Here is a 15198-nt window from a genome sequence, read left to right on the forward strand (position 1 = left end):
TGCCGTCGGACAGCGCGGTCCGGACAATGCCGCCGACCATTCCACTGCACTAGGAGCCGCACCTGTGAGCAGCGCCGACAACACCACCGGCAGCGCCCCCCTCCGCGCGGACATCCGCCGCCTGGGAGATCTCCTCGGCGGGACGCTCGTCCGGCAGGAGGGCCCGGAGCTCCTCGACCTGGTCGAGAGGGTGCGGGCGCTGACCCGCAGCGACGGCGAGGCCGCCGCCGCCCTCCTCGGCGAGACCGATCTGGAGACCGCGGCCAAGCTGGTACGGGCGTTCTCCACCTACTTCCACCTCGCGAACGTCACCGAGCAGGTGCACCGCGGCCGTGAGCTGCGGTCCCGCCGGGCGGCCGACGGCGGGCTGCTGGCCCGTACGGCCGACCTGCTCAAGGACGCCGACCCGGAGCACCTGCGCCAGACCGTGCGCAACCTGAACGTGCGTCCGGTCTTCACCGCCCACCCGACCGAGGCGGCCCGCCGCAGCGTGCTGAACAAGCTGCGGGTGATCGCCGCCCTGCTGGACGAGTCCGGTACGGCGGGCGGCGACCGCCGCCGCAGCGACCTGCGGCTGGCGGAGAACATCGACCTGCTCTGGCAGACCGACGAGCTGCGGGTCGTGCGCCCCGAGCCGGCCGACGAGGCGCGCAACGCCATCTACTACCTGGACGAGCTGCACGCCGGCGCGGTCGGCGACGTGCTGGAGGACCTGGCGGTCGAGCTGGAGCGGGTCGGTGTGCCGCTGCCCGCGGAGACCCGGCCGCTGACCTTCGGCACCTGGATCGGCGGTGACCGGGACGGCAACCCCAACGTGACCCCGCAGGTCACGTGGGACGTCCTGATCCTGCAGCACGAGCACGGCATCACCGACGCCCTGGAGCTGGTCGACGACCTGCGCGCGGCGTTGTCCAACTCGATCCGCAACTCAGGTGCCTCGCCCGAGCTGCTGGCCGACCTGGAGCAGGACCTGAAGCGCCTCCCGGAGATCAGCCCCCGCTACAAGCGGCTGAACGCGGAGGAGCCGTACCGCCTCAAGGCCACCTGCATCCGGCAGAAGCTGCTCAACACCCGGGACCGGCTGGCTGGCGGCACGCCGCACGCGCCCGGCCGGGACTACCTGGGCACCGGGGGCCTCCTGGCCGACCTGCGTCTGCTGCAGGACTCGCTGCGCGCCAACCGCGGCGAGCTGATCGCCGACGGCCGGCTGGACCGCACCATCCGCACACTGGCCGCCTTCGGCCTGCAGCTCGCCACGATGGACGTCCGCGAGCACGCCGACGCCCACCACCACGCGCTCGGCCAGCTCTTCGACCGGCTGGGCGAGGAGTCCTGGCGGTACGCGGACATGCCGCGGGACTACCGGCGCAGGCTGCTCGCCAAGGAGCTGCGCTCGCGGCGTCCGCTGGCGCCGTCCCCGGCGCCGCTGGACGAGGCCGGGGCGAAGACGCTGGGCGTCTTCCACACGGTGCGGGAGGCGTTCGAGCGGTTCGGGCCGGAGGTCGTCGAGTCGTACATCATCTCGATGTGCCTGGGCTCCGACGACGTCTTCGCCGCGGCGGTGCTGGCCCGTGAGGCCGGGCTGGTCGACCTGCACGCGGGGATCGCCAGGATCGGCATCGTGCCGCTGCTGGAGACCACCGACGAGCTGAGGGTCGCCGACAAGCTGCTCGACGAGATGCTCTCCGACCCCTCCTACCGCAAGCTCGTCTCGCTCCGCGGGGACGTGCAGGAGGTCATGCTCGGCTACAGCGACAGCTCCAAGTTCGGCGGCATCACCACCTCGCAGTGGGAGATCCACCGGGCGCAGCGGAGCCTGCGCGACGTGGCCCACCGTCACGGGGTGCGGCTGCGGCTCTTCCACGGCCGCGGCGGCACCGTCGGCCGGGGCGGCGGCCCGACGCACGACGCGATCCTGGCGCAGCCGTGGGGCACGCTGGAGGGCGAGATCAAGGTGACCGAGCAGGGCGAGGTCATCTCCGACAAGTACCTGATCCCGTCCCTGGCGAGGGAGAACCTGGAGCTGACGGTCGCGGCCACGCTGCAGGCCTCGGCCCTGCACACCGCGCCCCGCCAGTCGGAGGAGGCGCTGTCCCGCTGGGACGCGGCCATGGACGTGGTGTCCGAGGCCGCGCACTCCGCGTACCGGCGGCTGGTGGAGGACCCGGACCTGCCGGCGTACTTCTTCGCCTCCACGCCGGTGGACCAGCTGGCCGAGCTGCACCTGGGCTCGCGCCCCTCGCGCCGCCCGGACAGCGGGGCGGGCCTGGACGGGCTGCGGGCCATCCCGTGGGTGTTCGGCTGGACGCAGTCGCGGCAGATCGTGCCCGGCTGGTTCGGTGTGGGCTCCGGCCTGAAGGCGGCCCGGGAGGCGGGCCGGGAGGCGGACATCGCCGAGGCGTACGAGCAGTGGCACTTCTTCCGCAACTTCCTGTCCAACGTCGAGATGACGCTGGCCAAGACGGACCTGCGGATCGCCGGGCACTACGTCGGCACCCTGGTGCCCGACGAGCTCAAGCACGTCTTCGACCTCATCAAGACCGAGCACGAGCTGACGGTCGCCGAGGTGCTGCGGATCACCGGTGAGGCGGGGCTGCTGGACGCGCAGCCGGTGCTCCAGCAGACCTTCCGGATCCGGGACGCCTACCTGGACCCGATCTCGTACCTGCAGGTGGCGCTGCTGCACCGGCAGCGCGAGGCCGCGGCCCGCGGGGAGGAGCCCGACCCGCTGCTCGCCCGCGCGTTGCTGCTGACGGTCAACGGTGTGGCGGCCGGCCTGCGCAACACCGGCTGACGCGCCCGTCGCACGACATGACGAGGGCGGTGCACCCCGGAAGCGGGGTGCACCGCCCTCGTCATGTGTGCGCGGAGCGGGTGGCCGGTGTCAGTTCTTGCGGTGGCCGATCAGCCGGGGCCTGGGCTCCAGCCCGGACAGCCCGTTCCAGGAGAGGTTCACCAGGTGGGCGGCGACCTCCGCCTTCTTGGGCTTCTGGGCGTCCAGCCACCACTGCCCGGTGAGCGCGACCATCCCGACCAGCGCCTGCGCGTAGAGCGGGGCGAGCTTGGCGTCGAAGCCGCGCTGCTTGAACTCCATGCCCAGGATGTCCTCCACCTGGGTGGCGATGTCGCTGATCAGCGAGGCGAAGGTGCCGGTCGACTGGGCGACGGGCGAGTCCCGGACGAGGATCCGGAAGCCGTCGGTGTACTGCTCGATGTAGTCCAGCAGTGCGAAGGCCGCCTGTTCCAGCAGTTCGCGGGGGTGGCCACCGGTGAGGGCACCGGTGACCATGTCCAGCAGCTGGCGCATCTCGCGGTCCACGACGACGGCGTAGAGCCCTTCCTTGCCGCCGAAGTGCTCGTACACCACGGGCTTGGACACGCCCGCCTTGTGCGCGATCTCCTCGACGGAGGTGCCCTCGAAACCGCGTTCGGCGAAGAGCGTGCGCCCCACGTCGAGGAGCTGCTCGCGGCGCTCCTTGCCCGTCATGCGGACCCGCCGGGTGCGCCGCGACGTCGTACCCTCGCTGCCCCTGCTGCTGCTTCTGCCGTCGCTCACCCGTCAATCATGCCGCTTCGCTGACGCTCTCCTTACGGCGGGCCGCGATCCGGTCAGCGGTCGGCCACCGTACGTCACTGGCCCAGCCCAGGAGTTCGAACCAGCGGATGATGCGGGCGCTGGAGTCGATCTGGCCGCGCAGGACGCCGTGCCGGGCGGAGGTGGGGTCGGCGTGGTGCAGGTTGTGCCAGGACTCGCCGCAGGACAGCACGGCCAGCCACCAGACGTTGCCGGACTTGTCGCGGGAGCGGAAGGGGCGCTTGCCGATCGCGTGGCAGATCGAGTTGATCGACCAGGTGACGTGGTGCAGCAGGGCCACGCGGACCAGGGAGCCCCAGAAGAACGCGGTGGCGGCGCCGGTCCAGGACATCGTCGCCAGGCCGCCGACCAGCGGCGGGAGCAGCAGGGAGACCGTCGTCCACAGCCAGAAGTCACGGCTGATCCGGCGGATCGCGGGGTCCTTGATCAGGTCGGGGGCGTACTTGTGCTGGGGGGTCTGCTCCTCGTCGAACAGCCACCCCATGTGGGCCCACCACAGGCCCTTGAGCAGGGCGGGGACGCTCTCGCCGTACCGCCAGGGGCTGTGCGGGTCGCCGTCGGCGTCGGAGAACTTGTGGTGCTTGCGGTGGTCGGCGACCCAGCGCACGACCGGTCCCTCGACGGCCATCGACCCGGCGACGGCCAGGGCGATCTTCAGCGGGCGCTTGGCCTTGAACGAGCCGTGGGTGAAGTGGCGGTGGAAGCCGATGGTGATGCCGTGACAGCCGAGGAAGTACATCCCCACCATCAGGCCGAGGTCGAGCCAGCTCAGGCCCCATCCCCACGCGAACGGGATCGCCGCGACGAGGGCGAGGAAGGGGATGCCGATGAAGAGTCCGAGGGTGATCTGCTCGAGCGACTGCTTCCTGTCAGCACCGAGGGTGGCACGGGGCGTCCGGTCCCCGTCGCCGGCCCCGGGTTCCGGGGACTCGGTGATCACGTCGGTCTGTGTGGTCATGGTGGTCCCTCAATGAAGGTCGGGGGGCTACGCCACCGTAACTTACGGCTTCGTAAGTATGGCAGCGCCGAGTGAAGGCCGAACAGAGCACGCGTGTCGGCCGGAATACGGCTCTTGGCACATGTACCCACTCCACGGGGAGGGGAAGTACCGATCTTTCTCGTCGCATTGGAGGCGGTCGGTGCGGCATAGTGGTGGGGGCCCGCCGGGCACCCTGACGGGATGTCCTGTTCGGCCGGTGTTTCCATCCGCTGTGGTGTAACGGCAGCACTGAGGGTTTTGGTCCCTTAAGTCCGGGTTCGAATCCTGGCAGCGGAGCGCGGAACGCAGGGTCGCGGCAACCGTCGCGACCCTTCCGCGTTCACCGCCCGAAACGCCCCGGTATCCTTCGGGTGACCTTCACCCCACGCCGAGGAGCCCGTTCCGTGAGCGCCCACCGCCCGGCTGCCGTCATCGTTCTCGCCGCGGGTGAGGGCACCCGCATGAAGTCGGCAACCCCCAAAGTCCTGCACGCCATCAGTGGCCGGTCCCTGGTCGGGCACGTCGTGGCCGCGGCCCGCGCCCTGGAGCCGGAGCACCTGCTGGTCGTCGTCGGTCACGCCCGTGAGCAGGTGACCGCCCACCTGGCCGGGACCGACGCCGCGGTGCGCACCGCCGTCCAGTACGAGCAGAACGGCACCGGCCACGCGGTCCGGGCCGGCCTCGCGGAACTCCCGGAGCTGACCGGCACGGTGGTGATCACCGCCGGCGACACCCCGCTGCTCACCCCGGACACCCTGCGCGCGCTGGTCGCGGCGCACGCCGCCGACGGCAACGCCGTCACCGTGCTGACCGCCGAGGTGCCCGACCCCACCGGCTACGGCCGCATCGTGCGCGGCGCCGACGGCTCGGTGCTCGCGATCGTCGAGCAGAAGGACGCCACCGACGAGCAGCGGGCGCTGCGCGAGATCAACTCCGGGGTGTTCGCCTTCGACGCCCGGTTGCTGGCCGAGGCGCTGGCCAAGGTGACCACCGACAACGCCCAGGGCGAGGAGTACCTCACCGACACCCTCGGCATCCTGCGCGAGGCCGGCCACCGCGTCGGCGCCTCGGTCGCCGAGGACCACCGCGAGATCGCCGGCATCAACAACCGCGTGCAGCTCGCCGAGGCCCGCCGCATCCTCAACGACCGGCTGCTGCACCGGGCGATGCTGGAGGGCGCGACGATCATGGACCCGACGTCGACCTGGCTGGACGTCACGGTCGAGTTCGAGCCCGACACCCTCGTGCTGCCGAACACCCAGCTGTACGGCGCGACCCGGCTCGCCTCGGGCGCCGAGGTCGGCCCCAACTGCACGCTGACCGACACCCTGGTCGGTGCCGGGGCCACGGTGAGCAACACCGTGGCGCAGGGCGCGGAGATCGGCGAGGCGGCCACGGTGGGCCCGTACGCCTACCTGCGTCCGGGCACCCGGCTCGGCCCGAAGTCGAAGGCGGGCACCTACGTCGAGATGAAGAACGCCACCGTCGGCGAGGGCACCAAGGTGCCGCACCTGTCGTACGTCGGCGACGCGACGATCGGCGAGTACACGAACATCGGCGCCGCCAGCGTCTTCGTCAACTACGACGGGCAGGCCAAGCACCACACCACGATCGGCTCCCACTGCCGCACCGGCTCGGACAACATGTTCGTGGCGCCCGTCACAGTCGGGGACGGCGCCTACACCGCCGCGGGCTCCGTGATCACCAAGGACGTACCGGCCGGTTCGCTCGCCGTCGCCCGCGGCCAGCAGCGCAACATCGAAGGCTGGGTGGCCAGGAAGCGTCCCGGCAGCGCCGCGGCCCACGCCGCCGAACAGGCCCAGCAGACCGCCCCGGAGGCCTGACCGGCGGGACGCCGCCGGGGGAGCCGCGGATGCAGTGGCCTTCCCCACGTGCGCGGTCGCGCCGGGCAACGCGTACCGTGTGAGGTGCACACAATTCCGCCAGCTCCCCTGACCGAAGGCGAAGCTGCGTTGAACACCAAGGAGACGGTGCAGTGACCGGGATCAAGACGACCGGTGAGAAGAAGCTGATGCTCTTCTCCGGCCGCGCACACCCCGAGCTCGCGGAGGAGGTGGCACGTGAGCTGGGCGTCAACCTTGTGCCGACGAAGGCCTTCGACTTCGCGAACGGTGAGATCTACGTCCGTTTCGAGGAGTCGGCGCGCGGCTCGGACGCATTCGTCATCCAGAGCCACACCGCTCCCATCAACAAGTGGATCATGGAGCAGCTGATCATGATCGACGCGCTGAAGCGGGCTTCCGCCAAGCGCATCACCGTGGTCGTGCCGTTCTACGGGTACGCCCGCCAGGACAAGAAGCACCGCGGCCGCGAGCCGATCTCGGCCCGCCTCGTCGCGGACCTGCTGAAGACCGCGGGCGCCGACCGCATCCTCACGGTCGACCTGCACACCGACCAGATCCAGGGCTTCTTCGACGGCCCGGTGGACCACCTGTTCGCGCTGCCGCTGCTGGCGGACTACGTGGGCGCCAAGGTCGACCGCTCGAAGCTGACCGTCGTCTCCCCTGACGCCGGCCGGGTCCGCGTGGCCGACCGCTGGTGCGACCGCCTGGGCGCGCCGCTGGCCATCGTCCACAAGCGCCGCGACCCGGACGTCGCCAACCAGGTCACCGTTCACGAGGTCGTCGGTGACGTGCGCGGCCGCATCTGCGTCCTGGTGGACGACATGATCGACACCGGTGGCACCATCTGCGCCGCGGCGGACGCCCTGTTCGCCAACGGCGCCGAGGACGTCATCGTGACCGCCACCCACGGCGTCCTGTCCGGCCCGGCCGCGGACCGGCTGAAGAACTCCCAGGTGAGCGAGTTCGTGTTCACCGACACCCTGCCGACGCCGGGTGAGCTGGACCTCGACAAGATCACGGTGCTCTCCATCGCGCCGACGCTCGCCAACGCGGTCCGCGAGGTCTTCGAGGACGGCTCCGTGACGAGCCTCTTCGAGGACGCGCACTGATCACGCGCTCCGCGCACTGATCGATTTCCGGGGCGGCCTCCCCGCCGGGTAGACTCTGCGAGTTGCTCGGCGAGGGAGGCCGTCCGCGTTCACGCGGGCCACTCCGTTATCGACGCGCTCCTCGTAAGTGGAACGGCCCGTCGTGGGCTGGGCGACCGACAGAAGTCCCGTCGTCTCTCCACGAGGAGTGTGATCCCCATGTCCGAGGTCAAGATCACCGCGCAGCTGCGCACCGAGTTCGGCAAGGGCGCCGCCCGTCGCGTCCGCCGCGCCCACCTGGTCCCCGGCGTCATCTACGGCCACGGCCAGGACCCCAAGCACGTCACCCTGCCGGGTCACGACCTGCTGCTCGCGCTGCGCACCCCCAACGTGCTGATCAGCCTGGCCATCGACGGTGACGGCACCGAGCTGGTCATCCCCAAGGCCGTGCAGCGCGACCCGCTGAAGGGCTTCCTGGAGCACGTCGACCTGCTCTCGGTCAAGCGCGGCGAGAAGATCACCGTAGAGGTCCCGGTCGTCACCGAGGGCGAGCTCGCCCCGGGCGGCAACCTGCTGGAGCACGTGCTCAACGCGCTGCCGGTCGAGGCCGAGGCGACCCACATCCCCGAGGGCGTCACCGTCTCCGTCGAGGGCCTGGAGGCCGGCGCCTCCGTGCTCGCCAAGGACATCGTCCTGCCCAAGGGCACCACGCTGGCCGTCGACGAGGACGCCGTCGTGCTCCAGGTCGTCGCCGCCCAGGCCGAGGCTCCCGCCGAGGGCGAGGGCGAGGCGGCCGAGGGCGAGGGCGCCGAGGCCGCTGCCGAGTAGTCACGGCAGCACGCTCTTCCCGTCCGCCGCCCCGCTCCGTCAGGAGCGGGGCGGCGGTCCTGTTGAATGGACGTCATGAGCATGAGCGCAGCGGAAAGCGCCCCCGAGGGGCCCTGGCTGGTGGCCGGCCTCGGCAACCCCGGTCCGGAGTACGCCGGCAACCGGCACAACATCGGCTTCATGGTCGCGGACCTGCTCGCCGAGCGGATCGGCGGGCGCTTCAAGACCCACAAGAGCCGGTCCCAGGTCGTCGAGGGGCGTGTCGCCGGGCGCCGTGTCGTGCTGGCGAAGCCGATGACGTACATGAACCTCTCCGGCGGCCCGGTGACGGCGCTGCGCGACTTCTACAAGGTGCCGCTCGGCAACCTCGTCGCGGTGCACGACGAGTTGGACATCGACTACGCCACCCTGCGCCTGAAGCAGGGCGGCGGCGACAACGGCCACAACGGCCTGAAGTCGATCACCAAGTCCCTCGGCCCGGACTACCTGCGCGTCCGCTGCGGCATCGGCCGCCCGCCGGGGCGGATGCAGGTCGCGGACTTCGTCCTCAAGGACTTCTCCTCGGCCGAGCGCAAGGAGCTCGAGTGGTTCGTGGACCGGGCGGCCGACGCGGTCGAGTCCCTCATCTGTGACGGGCTGGAGAGGGCGCAGGGCACCTACAACGGTTGACCATCGAAAGGTTGACCGAGTGCCACGCCATGGCCAAGGATCGCCCGCATGGTCAAACGGAGTCTCACCCGCCGCACCGCCGAGAGCGCCTGGGGGCTGGTGCTGGTCGGCCGCATCGTCCTGCTGAGCGCACTGGTCCTGTTCATGCTGGCGGCAGGGGTGTGGACCTCGTGGAAGACGGCCCAGCACGTCATGCTCACCAAGGGCCGCGAGCAGGGCACGATGACGGTCTCCCGCTGCGGCGCCGACACCTGCACCGGGCCCTTCGTGCCCACCGGCCTCGGCTCCGTCCGCGGCAAGGTGACGATCGACAAGGCGGTCACCCGCCGTACCGGTGAGCGGATTCCGGTCGCGGTGAAGCCCGGCACCGACGACGTGGTGCGCAGCGGGCTCGCCGGCGTGCTGCACGCCTGGGTCCCGCTGGGCGGCGCCCTCCTCCTCTCCGCCCTGGTCCTCGCCGGGGGCCTGCGCTGGCCGCGCACCGCCTGGACCGCCGCCGCAGCCGGCGCCGCACTCCTGGGGGCGGCCTTCCTCACCCTTTGAAGGTGCGTGGCTCGATCGTTACCCCGGATCTATGGGGCATTCGTGATGTCGCGGGACCAACGGGGCCGGAGTTTGCTTGACGCCGGGTGAAGCACCGGTGGAATCTGGCCACCTCCCCCCGCATTCCGTCTTTCACACCCTCAGGTGGTATGCCCATGCGCGCCAACATTCCGGCGTGCGCGGCGACGGTGGCCCTGGCAGCGTCCGTGCTGTTCGCCCCCGCCGCCCTCGCGCACAACGCCCCCGGCGACAACGGCAATGTGAAGATCCACGACGCGAAGACCGGCGAGGAGCTCCACAGGAACGAGCCGCACGTCTGCACCTTCTACCTCGACGGCTTCCGCTTCGACGGTGCCCAGAAGGCCGACTGGCACATCGAACGGTGGTCCCCGACCGACGGCGAAAAGGGCGAGACGGTGAAGTCCGGCTCGCTGACGCTCGACGGTTCCGGCCACGAGCGCACGGAGGACCTCGCGCTCCCGGACGGCCACTACAAGCTCTTCTGGAACTTCGACGAGGAGCACGGCCGGGCCAAGCACAAGGTCTTCTGGGTCGACTGCGCGGACAGCGGCGGCGGGAACGGCGGCACGGGGACGCAGACGCCCGGCTCCGGTTCCCCGTCCGCCTCGCAGTCCCCCTCCGGCTCCGCGTCACCGTCCGCCTCCGCCTCCACCCCCGGGAGCGGTGAGCAGCCGGGCGGCTCGGCCTCCGCGACCGCGGCCCCGTCCGCCACGGGCTCCGGCGGCTCCTCCGGCTCGGACAGCGGCGGGCTCGCCGAGACCGGCGCGCAGGTCGGCGGCATCGCCCTGGGCGCGCTGCTGCTGGTGGGCGCAGGTGCCGTGCTGGTGACGCGCCGCCGCAAGGGCGCCGGACAGCACTGACCGGGGGCCGGCACCGACCGGCGGCGCCGGCCCCCCGCAAGAAGGGGGCCGGCGCCGCCGGGGTGTCACGCGGCGTCCACGGATTCCAGGAACTCCAGACGGTTGCCGAACGGGTCGGCGGTGTGGAAGCGGCGGTGGCCCGGGAGGTCACCGTCCCAGACGACCGCGGTGCCGCGGGACTCCAGCCGTTCCGCGAAGGCCTCGATGCCGCTGACCCGTAAGCCCGGATGGGCCTTGCGGGCGGGGCGGAAGTCCTCCTCGACGCCGATGTGCAGCTCGACCTGGCCGGCGGCGAACCAGCAGCCGCCCCGGGCGGCGAGCACCGGCGGCTTGGGGACCTCGCTCATCCCCAGGACGCCCGAGTAGAAGGCGCGCAGGATCTCCTCGGAGCCCGGCGGGGCGGCGAGCTGGACGTGGTCGAGGCCGGTGATCACCGGGGTCACCCCGCTTTCCTCGCCACGGCGAAGATCCGCCGGAAGGGGAAGACAGTGCCGTGCGGCCCGGCCGGGTACGCCTTGCGCAGCAGGTCGCGGTACTGGCCGAGGAACTCCCTGGCGGCCTCGGGGTCGTCCTCCAGCGCGGTCAGCACCGGGCGCAGCGCCGTCCCCTTGGTCCATTCGAGCACCGCGTCCTCGCCCTGCAGGAGCTGCACGTAGGTGGTCTCCCAGACGTCGACGTCCACCTCGACCTCGGGGATCTCGATGAGCCGCTCCAGGTAGCCGGGGGGCTGGAGGATGTGGACGTAGCGGCGGCCGTGTCCGTCGCCGAGGCGGTCCCGCCAGGCCGGGGAGTCGCAGAGGTCGCCGAGCAGGGCGTGGCTGGGCGAGGTGAAGTTGCCGGGGACCTGGAAGGCGAGGACGCCGCCGGGGGCGAGGTGCTCGACCCAGAGCGGGAAGCGGTCGGCGTGGCCCTCGACCCACTGCAGGGCGGCGTTGGAGACGATCAGGTCGTAGGTGCCGTCGGGCACCCAGTGGGCGGCGTCGGCGGCGCGGAAGGTGAGGCTGCCGCCCCCGGGGGTGGGTCCCTCATAGGCCCGGGCGGCCTCCAGCATCTCGGCGGAGCTGTCGAAGCCGGTGATCCGGGCGCCGGGCCAGCGCTGCGCGAGCAGCGCGGTCACGTTGCCGGGGCCGCAGCCCACGTCGGCGATCCGCGGGCTGGCACCGGGCAGCTCGGGTATCCGGGCCAGCAGGTCGTGGAAGGGGCGGGTGCGGTGGGTGGAATGGCGGAGATACTGCTGGGGATCCCAGGCTGCTGCGGGCATGTTTCGAACTCCCTGGCGAGAGATGGATCTCTTCCTGCCGCCGACATTGCCCACAAGGTTCCAGAGCTAATCTCTTGATGTCAAGAGACTTCATGTCGACACAACCACTACACTGATCTCCATGGAGGACGAGGTCGATCGGCTGGTCGCTGCGTGGCGCAGGGAGCGCCCTGACCTCGACGTCGAACCGCTCGAGGTGCTCAGCCGGGTCAGCAGGCTCGCCAGGCACCTGGACCGGGCCCGCCGGCTGGCGTTCTCCGAGCACGGACTCGAGCCCTGGGAGTTCGACGTGCTCACCTCCCTGCGCCGCGCGGGGGCGCCCTACCAGCTCTCCCCCGGGCAACTGCTGACCCAGACGCTCGTCACCTCCGGGACGATGACCAACCGGATCGACCGGCTCACCAAGAAGGGGCTCGTCGAGCGGCTGCCCGACCCCTCGGACCGGCGCGGCGTCCTCGTACGGCTCACCCCGGAGGGGCGGGACCGGGCGGACCAGGCCCTGGCGGGCCTGCTGGCCCAGGAGAGGGCCATCCTCGGAGAGCTCTCCGACCGCCAGCGCGGGGAACTCGCGAACCTGCTCCGACAGTTGACCGCACCCTTCGACAACATCCCCGGTTGACGCCGATTGCCCGGCACAACCGCCAGGGAATGATCACAAACGACCACGCTCCGCCACCGGTTGCGCACACATAGTGGCGCACTTAGCGTGATGTCCGTGAACGCCGCTTAAAGGCTCAAATGGCCACTTTTGCGGCTGCCGGCGCACCACATTCCGACAACGTCAAGTGGAAGGCGGTCGGGGCGCGTCCGGCTTCCATTTTCCCTGGACCCCGCCGGGTCCCGCTCCACCTTGGAGATGCAGATGACTCTGCACACCCGCGCAAGCAAGATAGCCGCAACCGCGGTGACCGGCGCCTTGGCCGGCACCCTCGCCATCGGCACCATGGGCACCGCCTTCGCCACCGACGGCCGGCCTGCCGCAGGGGTGCCTGCCGCTCCTGGACCGGACGGCCAAAGTGAACTCGTTTCCCCTTCGGAGCGTCTCCGGGACCTGTCCCGTGAAGTGGCGGTGAAGTCCGCACGCTCCCCCAACGCGGCCCTGTTCCAGGGCCGCGTCGTCGCCCGTACGGGTCTGCGCGTCCGCAGCGGACCGGGCGTCCAGTTCTCCAGCGTCGGCGTCATCCCCTTCAACGCCCTGGTGGCCATCGTCTGCAAGTCCGTGGGCAGCCCCATCGCCGGCAACTCGCGCTGGTACCAGCTCAGCGGCAACTACTGGGCCTGGTCCTCGGCGCGCTTCGTCGCCAACGTCGGCCCGGCGCCGGCCTGGTGCCCCCCGGGTGCCGGCGGAGTCGGCGGCGTGGGCGGGGTCGGCGGTCCCGGCTTCGGCGGTGTCGGTGGCGTCGGCGGTGTCGGTGGCGTCGGCGGCATCGGTGGCGTCGGCGGCATCGGTGGCGTCGGCGGTGTCGGCGGCATCGGTGGCGTCGGCGGGATCGCCGTCCCCGGCGTCATCGGCGGGATCGGCGGCGTCAACTGCCGCAACAACGGGCACGGTGGCCGCCAGCACAACCGCGGCGACCAGCGCTTCAACGGCGTGGAGGACCCGTTCCGCGAGGACAGCCGTACCGAGGAGCCCCTGGACAGCGTCGCCCTCGCCCAGCGCAGCGACGGCCCGGGCGGCGGCCGCGGTGGCGTCGGTGGGATCGGTGGCGTGGGCGGTGTCGGTGGCGTGGGGGGTGTCGGCGGGATCGCCGGCCCCGGCTTCGTCGGCGGCCCCGGTGGGGTCGGCGGGATCGGTGGCGTGGGCGGTGTCGGTGGCGTGGGTGGCCCCGGCTTCGTCGGCGGCCCCGGTGGTGTCGGTGGGATCGGCGGCGTGGGCGGCCCCGGCTTCGTCGGCGGTGTCGGTGGCGTCGGCGGGATCGGCGGCCCCGGCTTCATCGGCAGTCCCGGCCTGGTGGGTGTGGGCGTCCCCGGCTTCAACGGCGGCTTCAACTGCCGTGACAACGGCCGTGGTGGCAACGGCGGCCACGGCGGCAACGGCCGCGGTGACAACCGGGGCGACAACGGCCGCGGCGGCAACGGCGGCCATGGCGGCAACGGCGGCAACGGCGGCAACCGCGGCGACAACAACCGCGACCCGTTCGACGAGGCCGGTGACAGCCAGCGTGGTGACGGCGGCCGCGACCCGTTCGACGGCCTCAATGACCGCGGTCAGGAGAACGGTCAGCACCGTGACCGTTCCAACGACCGTGACACCAGCCGCTCGGCGCCGACCACCGGCGTCGGCGGTGACCGCCCGGCGCCGGCAACCGGCGTCGGCGGTGAATGACCGCGGGTATCCGCGGTGACCCGGCGGGTCGCTCTCCCCGGCAACGGGGAGGGCGATCCGCCGTGCGCGATGGCGTCAGGCGTGCTGGACGGGGGCCGCTGAACCGACCCGGCCACCGTCGCCGTCGACCGGGGGTACCCCGGCCCGCCGGGCCAGCGCCACGGCGGCCAGCGTCGAGTGCACTCCCAGCTTGCCGAGCACGTTCTGCATGTGGGTGCGGACGGTGTGCGGCGACAGGTACAGCCGTTCGGCGACCGCCTTGCGGCCGAGACCGGCCACCATGCAGCGCAGCACCTCCTGCTCGCGCGGGGTGAGTGACTCCACCAGGCGCTCGCTCTCCGTCCGGTGCCGGCGGGCGGCGGTCAGTTCCCGCAGCACACCGGTGAGCAGCGCGGGCGGGAGATGCGTCTCGTCGCGCAGGACGCCGCGCATCACGGCCAGCAGCCGGGACAGCGAGCAGTCCTTGGCGACCCAGCCGGAGGCCCCGGCCTGCAGGGCCCGGGCGGCGCGGCGCGCGTCGTCCCGCTCGGCCAGCACGACCGTCCGGGTGGCGGGATGCTCGGACCGTACGCGTTCCACCAGGGCGATGCCGTCGAGCCCGGCCTGCCCGCCGCTGTCGGCCCCGGCCTGCGGGGCGGCCTTGGGCGCGCCCAGCACCCGGACCCCGGCGGCGGACGTCGCCCCGAGGTCGGCGTCGACCAGCAGCACGTCGTAGCGGCGGCCGTCGGAGGCCGCGCGTTCCAGGCAGCGCTGGGCGGCCGCGCCGCTCCCGGCCGCCGAGACGTCGACGTCGGGTTCGGCCGCGAGAGCGGCCGCGAGCGACTCGGCGAAGATGCGGTGGTCGTCGACGACGAGAACGCGGATTCGTCCCACGGGCCCCACTCCCGGCATTCGGCACTTCCCCCCACGGACGAGGTCGATGTGCACGGAGGGCCGGCACCTGGAGCGGACGCCGCACGCCGCCGGGCTAGCAGCCGTCCCCAACCAGGTGCCGAACCCTTGTGTCTCGCCCCCTGATGCCGCCGGCCCCCACCGGCGCTGCCAAAAAGCGTAGGGGCAGGAGCAGACAAAGGCGCCCGAATGGAAAAACTTGCGGGACGGACTTCCGCCGGGACCCGCCTGGTGTGGCCCGTGGTGCGGTTTTCCACAGCGGTGGACGAATA

14 protein-coding genes and 1 tRNA gene are annotated in these 15198 nt (G+C 71.9%); 10 read left to right on the plus strand and 5 right to left on the minus strand.

The genetic code is table 11. The annotated features are described in order from the left end of the window. Nucleotides 1–64 precede the first annotated feature (64 nt). Complete coding sequence (gene ppc, locus ACFZAU_RS22030) at nt 65–2794, plus strand: phosphoenolpyruvate carboxylase (RefSeq protein WP_500553601.1); 2730 nt, start codon at nt 65–67, stop codon at nt 2792–2794. Nucleotides 2795–2884: 90 nt separating this feature from the next. On the opposite strand, the gene ACFZAU_RS22035 is transcribed toward ppc, so the two are convergent. After that, complete coding sequence (locus ACFZAU_RS22035; RefSeq protein ID WP_499600288.1) at nt 2885–3487, minus strand: TetR family transcriptional regulator; 603 nt, start codon at nt 3485–3487, stop codon at nt 2885–2887. Nucleotides 3488–3563: 76 nt separating this feature from the next. After that, entirely contained in the window at nt 3564–4553 is a 990-nt protein-coding gene (locus ACFZAU_RS22040) for an acyl-CoA desaturase (RefSeq protein WP_499600173.1), read from the minus strand. Between the two features lie 247 nt (nt 4554–4800). On the opposite strand from ACFZAU_RS22040, the gene ACFZAU_RS22045 reads away from it, so the two are divergent. The 7 genes from ACFZAU_RS22045 (at nt 4801) to ACFZAU_RS22075 (ending at nt 10448) form a co-directional block, all read left to right on the plus strand. Continuing rightward, nucleotides 4801–4871, plus strand: a tRNA-Gln gene (locus ACFZAU_RS22045). Between the two features lie 107 nt (nt 4872–4978). After that, nucleotides 4979–6418: a bifunctional UDP-N-acetylglucosamine diphosphorylase/glucosamine-1-phosphate N-acetyltransferase GlmU gene (gene glmU / locus ACFZAU_RS22050; RefSeq protein WP_500553602.1), complete on the plus strand. Its 1440-nt coding sequence runs from the start codon at nt 4979–4981 to the stop codon at nt 6416–6418. A 152-nt stretch (nt 6419–6570) separates the two neighbouring features. Next, nucleotides 6571–7548: a ribose-phosphate diphosphokinase gene (locus ACFZAU_RS22055; protein ID WP_499600171.1), complete on the plus strand. Its 978-nt coding sequence runs from the start codon at nt 6571–6573 to the stop codon at nt 7546–7548. 198 nt (nt 7549–7746) lie between these two features. Further along, the gene (locus ACFZAU_RS22060; RefSeq protein ID WP_499600170.1) at nt 7747–8355 is read left to right on the plus strand and encodes a 50S ribosomal protein L25/general stress protein Ctc; all 609 of its coding nucleotides are present in this window, start codon (nt 7747–7749) and stop codon (nt 8353–8355) included. 81 nt (nt 8356–8436) lie between these two features. Then, a complete protein-coding gene (pth, locus tag ACFZAU_RS22065; protein WP_500553603.1) occupies nt 8437–9024 on the plus strand; it encodes an aminoacyl-tRNA hydrolase in 588 nt (195 codons plus the stop codon). 48 nt (nt 9025–9072) lie between these two features. After that, a complete protein-coding gene (locus ACFZAU_RS22070; protein WP_499600168.1) occupies nt 9073–9567 on the plus strand; it encodes a hypothetical protein in 495 nt (164 codons plus the stop codon). 155 nt (nt 9568–9722) lie between these two features. Next, entirely contained in the window at nt 9723–10448 is a 726-nt protein-coding gene (locus ACFZAU_RS22075) for a hypothetical protein (RefSeq protein ID WP_500553604.1), read from the plus strand. Between the two features lie 65 nt (nt 10449–10513). Here ACFZAU_RS22075 and ACFZAU_RS22080 read toward each other — a convergent pair whose 3' ends face one another. Further along, nucleotides 10514–10882 (minus strand): VOC family protein, encoded by a 369-nt coding sequence (locus tag ACFZAU_RS22080; RefSeq protein WP_500553673.1) that lies wholly within the window; start codon nt 10880–10882, stop codon nt 10514–10516. A gap of 5 nt (nt 10883–10887) precedes the next feature. Beyond that, complete coding sequence (locus ACFZAU_RS22085; protein WP_499600167.1) at nt 10888–11709, minus strand: trans-aconitate 2-methyltransferase; 822 nt, start codon at nt 11707–11709, stop codon at nt 10888–10890. 121 nt (nt 11710–11830) lie between these two features. Between ACFZAU_RS22085 and ACFZAU_RS22090 the strand changes: the two genes are divergently transcribed. Together ACFZAU_RS22090 and ACFZAU_RS22095 are read left to right on the plus strand one after the other, a co-directional pair. Continuing rightward, nucleotides 11831–12328 (plus strand): MarR family winged helix-turn-helix transcriptional regulator, encoded by a 498-nt coding sequence (locus ACFZAU_RS22090; protein WP_499600166.1) that lies wholly within the window; start codon nt 11831–11833, stop codon nt 12326–12328. A 243-nt stretch (nt 12329–12571) separates the two neighbouring features. Next, nucleotides 12572–14035, plus strand: a complete 1464-nt coding sequence (locus ACFZAU_RS22095) for an SH3 domain-containing protein (protein ID WP_500553605.1) — start codon at nt 12572–12574, stop codon at nt 14033–14035. Between the two features lie 75 nt (nt 14036–14110). On the opposite strand, the gene ACFZAU_RS22100 is transcribed toward ACFZAU_RS22095, so the two are convergent. After that, nucleotides 14111–14926, minus strand: a complete 816-nt coding sequence (locus ACFZAU_RS22100; RefSeq protein WP_500553606.1) for a LuxR C-terminal-related transcriptional regulator — start codon at nt 14924–14926, stop codon at nt 14111–14113. Nucleotides 14927–15198 lie beyond the last annotated feature (272 nt).

This window comes from Streptomyces sp. NPDC008238 (assembly GCF_042956445.1).
GTDB lineage: Bacteria > Actinomycetota > Actinomycetes > Streptomycetales > Streptomycetaceae > Actinacidiphila.

Excerpts from the sequence above, each read along its gene's own strand:
- ACFZAU_RS22035 (WP_499600288.1), bottom strand. The coding sequence starts at position 3,487 with ATGACGGGCAAGGAGCGCCGCGAGCAGCTCCTCGACGTGGGGCGCACG.
- ACFZAU_RS22040 (WP_499600173.1), bottom strand. The coding sequence starts at position 4,553 with ATGACCACACAGACCGACGTGATCACCGAGTCCCCGGAACCCGGGGCC.
- ACFZAU_RS22060 (WP_499600170.1), top strand. The coding sequence starts at position 7,747 with ATGTCCGAGGTCAAGATCACCGCGCAGCTGCGCACCGAGTTCGGCAAG.
- pth (WP_500553603.1), top strand. The coding sequence starts at position 8,437 with ATGAGCGCAGCGGAAAGCGCCCCCGAGGGGCCCTGGCTGGTGGCCGGC.
- ACFZAU_RS22070 (WP_499600168.1), top strand. The coding sequence starts at position 9,073 with ATGGTCAAACGGAGTCTCACCCGCCGCACCGCCGAGAGCGCCTGGGGG.
- ACFZAU_RS22075 (WP_500553604.1), top strand. The coding sequence starts at position 9,723 with ATGCGCGCCAACATTCCGGCGTGCGCGGCGACGGTGGCCCTGGCAGCG.
- ACFZAU_RS22085 (WP_499600167.1), bottom strand. The coding sequence starts at position 11,709 with ATGCCCGCAGCAGCCTGGGATCCCCAGCAGTATCTCCGCCATTCCACC.
- ACFZAU_RS22090 (WP_499600166.1), top strand. The coding sequence starts at position 11,831 with ATGGAGGACGAGGTCGATCGGCTGGTCGCTGCGTGGCGCAGGGAGCGC.
- ACFZAU_RS22095 (WP_500553605.1), top strand. The coding sequence starts at position 12,572 with ATGACTCTGCACACCCGCGCAAGCAAGATAGCCGCAACCGCGGTGACC.
- ACFZAU_RS22100 (WP_500553606.1), bottom strand. The coding sequence starts at position 14,926 with ATGCCGGGAGTGGGGCCCGTGGGACGAATCCGCGTTCTCGTCGTCGAC.